Source organism: Nostoc sp. 'Peltigera membranacea cyanobiont' 232 (genome assembly GCF_002245985.1).
Classification (GTDB): Bacteria; Cyanobacteriota; Cyanobacteriia; order Cyanobacteriales; family Nostocaceae; genus Nostoc.
Window position 1 is genome coordinate 1 of sequence record NZ_NOLK01000232.1, and the last position, 8,519, is coordinate 8,519.

Here is an 8,519-nt window from a genome sequence, read left to right on the forward strand (position 1 = left end):
CTACCCTTTTCTATGCAATATGAAGTTGCTAAAACTAAACTAGGGGAGGATGTTAAGTGATACGCTCATTCTATAGTGTGTCAAGTAGTGTTACTTAACATTGGAGAATATACTCATGCATATATTGATGCAGGCAGCAGATTCAGTCGCAACAGGTGGTGGGCAGTTTCCTTATGCTTTCACTTTGGTCTATGTCGTCGGTTTTATTGCTGCTGTAACCATTGGTTCAATAGCTTGGTACAACTCGAAACGCCCCGCAGGTTGGGAAAGCAAAGAGCGTCCTGATTTTGTACCTAAAGTTGATAAAGAAGAAACTCCGGGTCTGGGTGAACCGAAGTCATAATTTAGTCATTAGTCATTAGACTATGAACTTTTAACTGTGATTAGTTTTGCACTTCAACCCAACGACGGTAAAGCTTTTGAATTTGTTTAAGAAGTGCAGTGTGAGCCGGTTGAATTGAATCATTCGGCTTCACTATATCCTGCAATTCCGTCAAGAGTCTGGCTTCTTCGACGGCAACTTCACCATCGCTATAAATTAAGCCACTGATGGCTTCAATCAGATTTTCACAATCTTCAAGACTTGGGCGATCGCCTAAATACTCCTGCACCCATTCATAGCACTCTTTTGGCTGTACAGGAACTAATTCGTACAGCCAAGGCTTAATTTCTGGATCGTTAGCCAAACCTTTTGCTTGGGCTATTTCACGGAGATATTGCCGTTCTTCCGGCTGGATTCTGCCATCAATCCAGGCGGCTCCAATCAGGATTTTAACTAAGTTTTTGACATTGGAAGGGCTAACCATTGCTGCCTCCTCTGGTAGATTAAGACCTCCACCAAATCGTACAATCCTAAACAGTATTCATTCGGAATTATTGGTTTTTCTTAAGCGAACTATAAAAAAGCCATCCATGTCTTGTTGATGGGGCCAGACTTTAAACCAACCTTGAGGCGCGCTACGGACAAATTCAGGTAACTCAAAGCCTGCCGGAGACTCAATTTGCCAATCAGGTGACTCAGCTAAAAATGCCGAAATCACTTCTTCGTTTTCTGCTGGATGCAATGTACAGGTGGCATACACTAATACACCACCAGGTTTGACAAAAGTTGATGTATGTGTTAGCAATTCTTTTTGCAGCACCGAAAGTTCCCGGACAGATTCTGGTGTCTGTCGCCAACGAGCATCAGCATGACGGTGCATGGTTCCTAGTCCAGAACATGGAGCATCTAGTAATACACGGTCTGCGGTGTTTTGAAATTGGTTAAATTGGCGGCTGTCGCCAGTATACATTTGAATAGATTGTAAATTCAGGCGTTGAGAATTTTCTTGAAGTTTGCGAAGACGAGAGGAAGTGCGATCGCAAGCCCAAATTTTTCCCTTATCTGCCATCAACTCAGCGATGTGGGTTGTTTTACCACCTGGTGCAGCACAGACATCAATTATCACCTCACCTGGTTGGGGGTCGAGCAAATGACTTACCAATTGGGCGCTACTACTGCTACCATCTGTGGGGCGGTTATTATCGTTACCTAACCACACCCCTGTCACCATCTGGGGAATGTAGCCAATAAACCACAAATCGCGGGCTTCGTCGGAGGTGCCGGTCTTGCCGGCAACTGGTCTATTATCTAATTGAGCAGCGCCACCAGTTCCGGCTTCTACGACGTTGCGTAGCATCCAAGTCATGATGGCGGCACTATCAGCGTCAACGGCCCGTTGAGACTTGAAATTAGCTGACCAAATCACTTTGCCTTGGCGGTTGAGGATGCGAGTAATACCATGAGGCTCTGTGTGCAATCCAAGAGTAGCAAAGCAACCATAAGCGCTGGTCAACTCTAGCAGATTCACTTCGTTGGAGCCGAGAGCCAAGGAGTAGGTGGGCTTGAGTTCAGATTTTATCCCCATATCATGGGCAAGTTTAATCGTTGGGGCAAATCCCACATCAATCAATACCTTCACCGCAATAATATTAATAGAGCGGGTGAGGGCATCTCGCATGTTCATTGAACCGTGGAAGTTTTTACCATAGTTTTTTGGTTCATAACCATCTACTACAAGGGGTGCATCCTCATAGGTATCGTAGGGGCTTTTACCGCTAGCGATCGCAGTAGCATATACAAACCCTTTAAATGTCGATCCTGGCTGCCGTTGTGCCTGGGTTACACGATTAAACTGGTTTTTACCAAAGTCTTTTCCCCCAACCATTGCCTTAATTTCGCCATTTCGGGGGTCAATAGCCACCATTGCTGCTTGCTTAAAGTTCTCCCAGCGTCCTTGATTTCGCAGTGTTTTGGCAACTGCTTCTTCTCCTACCTTCTGCCAAGTCGGATTCAACGTAGTTTCCACTACTAGACCCCCACTTTTTAGCACATTAGAAGAAACGTATTTCGGCAATTCTTTTTGGATATAGCTGGTAAAGTAGGGTGATTCTACTTGCACTCGCTTGGGTAAACTGCTTTTGAGGGTTAGTGGCTCTTGGGCTGCTGTCTGTCTTTGCTCTGGTGTAACAACTCCATCCTCTTGCATCCGTTGCAATACCAGATTTCTCCGCCGGATTGCCGCTTCGGGATTTTTGTCTGGGGCGTATAAGCTAGGAGCAGGAGCTAATCCCGCAATCGTTGCCATTTCTGCAAGAGAAAGCTGATCTGGCGATTTACTAAAGTATACCCAGGCTGCATCTGCCACACCATAAGCTCCCGATCCCAAATAAACCAGATTCAGGTAACGCTCTAGAATCTGGTCTTTGGTTAGCTCATGCTCCATTTTTTGGGCGAGGCGGACTTCCTTGAGTTTGCGCCAGATTGTCTGTTCTTGTTTCAAAAACAGAATCCGCGTTAACTGTTGGGTGATGGTGCTACCACCTTCTACTACACCTTGCGATCGCAAATTATTCAAACTTGCTCTCACAATCCCTTGCGGATCGACTCCATTGTGTTGCTTAAATCTTCTATCTTCTGAGGCGATGAAAGCTTTTTTTAAATTATCTGGTATTTGTTCTAGCTTTAACTGTTCTCTGGTCGCTTCACCTTGTTGTTGTAATATACTTCCATCAGCAGCTTTGATCGTCAGTGTTTGCTCTCTCAAGACAGCATTCAACTCGGACTGATTTGGCAAAGTGCGGTCTATTAGACTGATGCCGTAGATGAAGGCAACTATCCCACCACCTACACCTAAACCTGCCCAAAACCAGATGCGACGATAGAGTGGTTTACCGCCAGTTGCCTGATTGGTCTTCATTCTAGATGGTAAAATTTTCATTTTGCTCAGTAACTGCCTCTTCTGCGCCAGATGTGCTGGTGGTAAGCTCTCATTTGTTCCTCCTTGTCCAGAGTCACTCAAATTAGTTGGTCTTCGCTTGAACCAGGAGGTAAGCTTCCCCACGTCAGTTCCTCGCTCAAAGTAGTAAATATCTAACCACCATCAATCAGCTTTGGGGTTATAGCACCACCATTGTGTTAGTATAATATCCTATAAATAATTAACTAGATTCATCCATAAAATAATGTTTTTTAGATTTAGTTAATTTAGTTTTGTAACAAATGCTGCAATTTTACTAACTATTCGGAATATAAGTACATAGAAGTATCCACAAAGACATTCCGAAAATAGCTTACATAAGGAGAGTGCAATGCCTGGGTTGGACTACGCCTACACTCAGCCGAAAAGAAGCGCCGTCGCCCTTGGTAGTAATATCGGCGATTCCCAGACGCTTTTAGAAGCAGCTATCAAAACTTTAGCCCAAACCCCAGGAATTATTTTAGAAGCTAGATCCAATTGGTACCAAACCAAAGCTGTGGGGCCACCACAGCCAGATTATCTAAATGGCTGTGTCACATTGCAGGTAGAGATGCTACCCCAGCAGTTATTAGAAATTTTGTTAGGAATTGAACAACAATTTGGGCGTGTGCGTCAAGAACACTGGGGGCCGCGGACCCTGGATTTGGATTTGTTATTATATGATGACTTTATACTGGATACACCAAATCTCCAAATTCCCCATCCACGAATGCGGGATCGGGCCTTTGTGTTAGTACCACTGGCAGAAATTGCCCCAGATTGGATAGAACCAGTTTCTGGGTGTGTTATTAAAGGACTGCTGAAAGAGGTACACTGTTCTGATGTATGTTTAATTGATGGGCAATTAAAATTACCATCCTTAAACACAGAAGAACACTGATATCACCTCTGTACTTAACAGATAATCAGATTTTACTATGCCATTAGGTAGAGAATTACCACAACTACTAAGACAACGCCTGTTTCATAAAGGACGCAAGTTTGATTTTGAAGTCAATCGCTTGCGTTTGCCTAATAAATCGGAAGGAGAATGGGAATGTATTCGTCACCCTGGTGGCGCTCTAGCTGTACCGGTGACACCAGAAGGTAAACTTGTACTGGTGCGCCAGTATCGTTTTGCAATTCAGGGACGGATATTAGAATTTCCGGCAGGAACTTTGGAAGCAAAGGAAGAACCTTTGGAGACAATACAGCGCGAAATCGAAGAAGAAACTGGGTATACTGCCAAAAAATGGGACAAATTAGGCGAATTTTTCCTAGCGCCTGGTTATTCTGATGAAATTATCTATGCTTTTCTGGCGCGAGATTTAGAAAAGCTGGAGACACCACCAGAACAAGATGCAGACGAGGATATCGAAACCGTGTTTTTGACTCCCGAAGAATTAGAGAAAGCGATTCTGGAGGGAGAACCAGTAGATGCTAAATCAATTTCTAGCTTTTTTCTGGCGCGTCCATTTTTAGTTTAATACTTTTATGCTGCTTGAGTTAGCGATTGCAGATGCTTACGGTGCAGGTTTTGAATATGCTGATGAAACGATCGTTAACAACGATTTGAGTCGATACGTTCAACATCCCCGTTTTCGACTCATTCCTGGCAGCTATACCGATGACACCCAGATGAGCATTGCCATTGCGGAAGTGATTGTTGCTCAAGCACCGTGGACACCAGAAGTTTTAGCCCATAGCTTTGTTAGAGCTTTTAAACGCGATGAAAGAGAAGGTTATTCTCGAAGCTTTTACCATTTTCTGGGAGAAATTCAGGATGGGGAAGAATTTTTAAGCAAAATTAACCCTGATAGTGACAAAAGCGGGGGTGCAATGCGTGCAGCACCCATTGGCATCTATGCCACACCAGAAAAAGTAATTGAGGCGGCAACAATTCAAGCGGCAATTACCCACAATACACCAGATGGGATCAATGCTGCCGTTGCCGCCGCCCTAATGTCGCATTACTTTATCTATCGATTGGGAGCAAAACGCAAATTAGGAAAGTTTCTTAAAGGTTATGTATCTGGAGAATGGAATAAGCCGTGGGAAGGTAAAGTAAAGTCTAAAGGCTGGATGAGTGCCAGGGCAGCGATTACTGCGGTAATCCGAAATGACAGTATGAGCGAACTTTTACAAGATTGTATCGCTTTTACCGGGGATGTAGATACAGTAGCTGCGATCGCTTTAGCTGCCGGTTCTTGTAGCGAAGAAATTACACAAGACATTCCCAATCATCTCGTTACAGGATTGGAAAATGGAGCTTACGGTAGAGATTATCTCATAGACTTGGATAAGCAGTTAATGCAGCTTAAATCAGTCCGCTAACTTTCTGTTGCTTGGATAACTCTACTATCAATCGGTAGTGAGAAATCACGCGACCATTCATTCCACGAGCCAAAATAATTTCTGGCAGAAATTCCCGCCTCTTCAAGGGCTATCAATGTATTAGCAGCCCTTGAACCCTTAAAGCAGTAAACGTATACAATAGACTCTGAAGTAATACCTAGAGACTGACAAATTTCGAGAATTTCACTTGGCGAACGGAATGTGGGGATTTCCGATTCCGAATTCATCAGTCGATGCCATTCTAACCATACCGAGTTAGGGATTCTACCTTTGCGAGGACAAAAATCAGCATGGTAGGGAGAAGAACTCAGTCCAAACCACTCATTGCGATCGCGCACATCTAATTTTATAATTGCTGGATTGGTAACTGCTTGCAACATCTCGGTAGTAGTCACCATCATGTCAGCATTGGGATGCAATCTAAATATGCTGCTTTCAGATAATGGTACTTCATCGTTAGTAGGCAATCCTTCTGTCAGCCACGCTCTATATCCTCCCTGTAAAATAGATACCTGAGTGCAACCCAAATACTTCAGTAAGAAAGCTGCTCGACAAGATTGACCATAACCTTTATTTAAACTATCTTCATACACAATTAATCGTTCTACACCCGATATTCCCAGCTTGCTCATAATTTCTGCAAAATACTCTTGTAATTCCTTTAATCCTGCTGGGGAAGAATTCTCTAAAAGATAGGTGAAAAAATCTCTAATATTTATGGATGTAGGGATATGAGAAATAGCATAGTCTTCGGGAGTTCGCGTATCGATAATGACAGCCTGTGATGACTTTTCTGCTAACAGGGACGTGAGTTCTTGAGGAGAAATGAGGAGTTTTGTATTCACGCTTTCATGCTTCTGTTATCGTACCATTAGGCATTATCGCGCTCGGTAGATTTGCATTTTGGAATGCAAATCACAGAAGAATGAATGTTGAATGTTACGAGAGAACTTTTGTGCCTGTGTTGTTTTAAAATCAAGGCGAGAGTCGAAAATTTAAACCTGTAAAATAACCAGCATCGCTAAGTTCTCCTGAGTCCAGTTATGGTGCGGCGCTGACGACAGAATCCTTTTTTCTCACCATCGCTATGTATAGGACTAGTATTTGATTTTTGAAATACGCGTAGGGTGCGTTAGCGTAGCGTAACGCACCACCCCAAGCTTATGGCGCGTTACGACGTTCCGTCTAACTTATATTTTTTCAAAAATCAAATATGATTCCTGTATAAATATTTGCTAGAAAAATTAAAACATAATTATTAGTTCTTAGTACTTGTATAATTACATAACTAATTAATGTTATCTAAGCATCTTTTGTCTATTCCACCTTGTGTTTTTTTAGCATAATTATTTTTTTCAATAGGTCAATGAATCTGTTACGAATTTCTGTTGACATGGGATATCTTAGTAATTACTATGTCAATCAATCCGGATCTCATTAACTTCTTCGGAAAATCTCTGTAAATAAATCCAACACTATCCTCACAGCACTACATGAAACTACGCTGGTTGTTACTGAGTTTTACAAGTATTCTTTTACTATCATCCCCAGCAAAAGCGAATCCCAACACAAATCAAGTTGGAAATGTAAATGACTGGAGTGCAAATCAACCGGCTATTTCTGATTTACAACTCCCAAAACTGAAATTTATTCCTCCGGTTCCTCTGGGAGATTCTGTCAACCCTATAAATAATTCTAAATTCACTGGTATAGTTCCTCTGGGACGCGAGATATCAGAACTAAAAACTCCTATTAAAGCATTAATGGCTCGCTATAGATTCCTCACTCCCGGAATCTTTTTTATGGACTTACAAACAGGGGATTATTTTAGTTTTAACGGTGATAAAGCTTTTTCTGCCGCAAGCACAATTAAGTATCCAATTTTGATTGCTTTGTTTCAGGAAGTAGATGCAGGAAGAATCAAACTAGGTGAAACTTTGATAATGCGACGGAAACATGTCGCTGGTGGTTCTGGAGATATGCAGTATCAACGAGTGGGAACTAAGCTGAGTCTCTTGCAAACTGCAACCAAGATGATGACCATTAGTGATAACACTGCTACAAATATGATTATCGATCGATTAGGTGGTGCATCTAAATTAAATCAAAAGTTTCGCACTTGGGGATTACAAAGTACTGTGATTCACAATATGCTTGGAGACTTTAAAGGAACTAATAAAACTAGTGCAAAAGACTTGGTACGACTGTCGGCATTGGTTACAAATAATCAGTTAATTTCTGATACAAGTCAATCCCAAGTTTTGGGTATTATGATTCGTTGTCACAATAAAAGTTTGCTCCCATCTGGCTTAGGTTCTGGTGCAAATATTGCTCATAAAACAGGTACTCTACGATTTGTATTAGGTGATGCGGGTATCATTGAAACGCCATCAGGTAAGCGTTATTTAGCAGGAATTTTCGTGCGTAGACCGAATAATGACATTAGGGCTAGGGATTTTATTCGTCAAGTTTCTCGGGTAATGTATGGCTACTTCGATCGGACAAAAATCAGTAATCTACCCTAATTATTTGTTGGGCATGAAGTATAAATTCTAAATTTTGGCTTTAATTATAGACAGGACTTACGCATCTGTCACAAGCAATGGCGCGGTGTAACCGCGCCGCGTGCCAAAAAACTAAGCGATAAACATGGAAACAGCAGGACGTTTTAGCTGAATTTAATTTATTTCCGCCTACGCCTAGCTACTTCCCTTGAGGTATGGGGCTAATTTAAAATCTAAAATTTATTAATTAATCTCCGAATGGCACTAAGAAAAGCTATAAGCTATATTCCATAAGCATTACAGGTATTAATACCTTAAGAGCAGTGGACGCTTCGCTGCGATCGCTATTTTTGTAGGTGCTGTCAAATCGAGGCGGTAAATG

The 8,519-nt window shown here is 42.2% G+C and carries 8 protein-coding genes; 5 read left to right on the forward strand and 3 right to left on the reverse strand.

Annotated features, from left to right (window positions below):
• The first annotated feature begins 115 nt into the window (after positions 1–115).
• Positions 116–343: a photosystem II assembly protein Psb35 gene (gene psb35, locus CDG79_RS37230; RefSeq protein WP_094330038.1), complete on the forward strand. Its 228-nt coding sequence runs from the start codon at positions 116–118 to the stop codon at positions 341–343.
• Between the two features lie 40 nt (positions 344–383).
• Here the strand turns inward: psb35 and CDG79_RS37235 are convergent, their stop codons facing one another.
• Positions 384–806: a tellurite resistance TerB family protein gene (locus CDG79_RS37235; protein WP_094346569.1), complete on the reverse strand. Its 423-nt coding sequence runs from the start codon at positions 804–806 to the stop codon at positions 384–386.
• 57 nt (positions 807–863) lie between these two features.
• Positions 864–3,383 (reverse strand): PBP1A family penicillin-binding protein, encoded by a 2,520-nt coding sequence (locus CDG79_RS37240; protein ID WP_094346570.1) that lies wholly within the window; start codon positions 3,381–3,383, stop codon positions 864–866.
• Between the two features lie 247 nt (positions 3,384–3,630).
• On the opposite strand from CDG79_RS37240, the gene folK reads away from it, so the two are divergent.
• Genes folK through CDG79_RS37255 form a run of 3 tightly spaced genes read left to right on the forward strand, consistent with a single transcriptional unit; the run spans position 3,631 to position 5,612 of the window.
• A complete protein-coding gene (gene folK / locus CDG79_RS37245; protein ID WP_094346571.1) occupies positions 3,631–4,179 on the forward strand; it encodes a 2-amino-4-hydroxy-6-hydroxymethyldihydropteridine diphosphokinase in 549 nt (182 codons plus the stop codon).
• A 37-nt stretch (positions 4,180–4,216) separates the two neighbouring features.
• Positions 4,217–4,765 (forward strand): NUDIX hydrolase, encoded by a 549-nt coding sequence (locus CDG79_RS37250; protein ID WP_094330041.1) that lies wholly within the window; start codon positions 4,217–4,219, stop codon positions 4,763–4,765.
• Between the two features lie 7 nt (positions 4,766–4,772).
• Positions 4,773–5,612 carry an ADP-ribosylglycohydrolase family protein gene (locus CDG79_RS37255; protein WP_094346572.1) on the forward strand — a complete coding sequence of 280 codons (840 nt, stop codon included), beginning with the start codon at positions 4,773–4,775 and terminating at the stop codon, positions 5,610–5,612.
• On the opposite strand, the gene CDG79_RS37260 is transcribed toward CDG79_RS37255, so the two are convergent.
• Positions 5,609–6,478 carry a sulfurtransferase gene (locus tag CDG79_RS37260; RefSeq protein ID WP_094346573.1) on the reverse strand — a complete coding sequence of 290 codons (870 nt, stop codon included), beginning with the start codon at positions 6,476–6,478 and terminating at the stop codon, positions 5,609–5,611. The two genes, CDG79_RS37255 and CDG79_RS37260, sit on opposite strands and share 4 nt — an antisense overlap.
• A 648-nt stretch (positions 6,479–7,126) precedes the next feature.
• Here CDG79_RS37260 and CDG79_RS37265 point away from each other — a divergent pair.
• Positions 7,127–8,158, forward strand: coding sequence for a serine hydrolase (locus CDG79_RS37265; protein WP_094346574.1), 1,032 nt, complete (start codon positions 7,127–7,129; stop codon positions 8,156–8,158).
• The last annotated feature ends 361 nt before the right edge of the window (positions 8,159–8,519 follow it).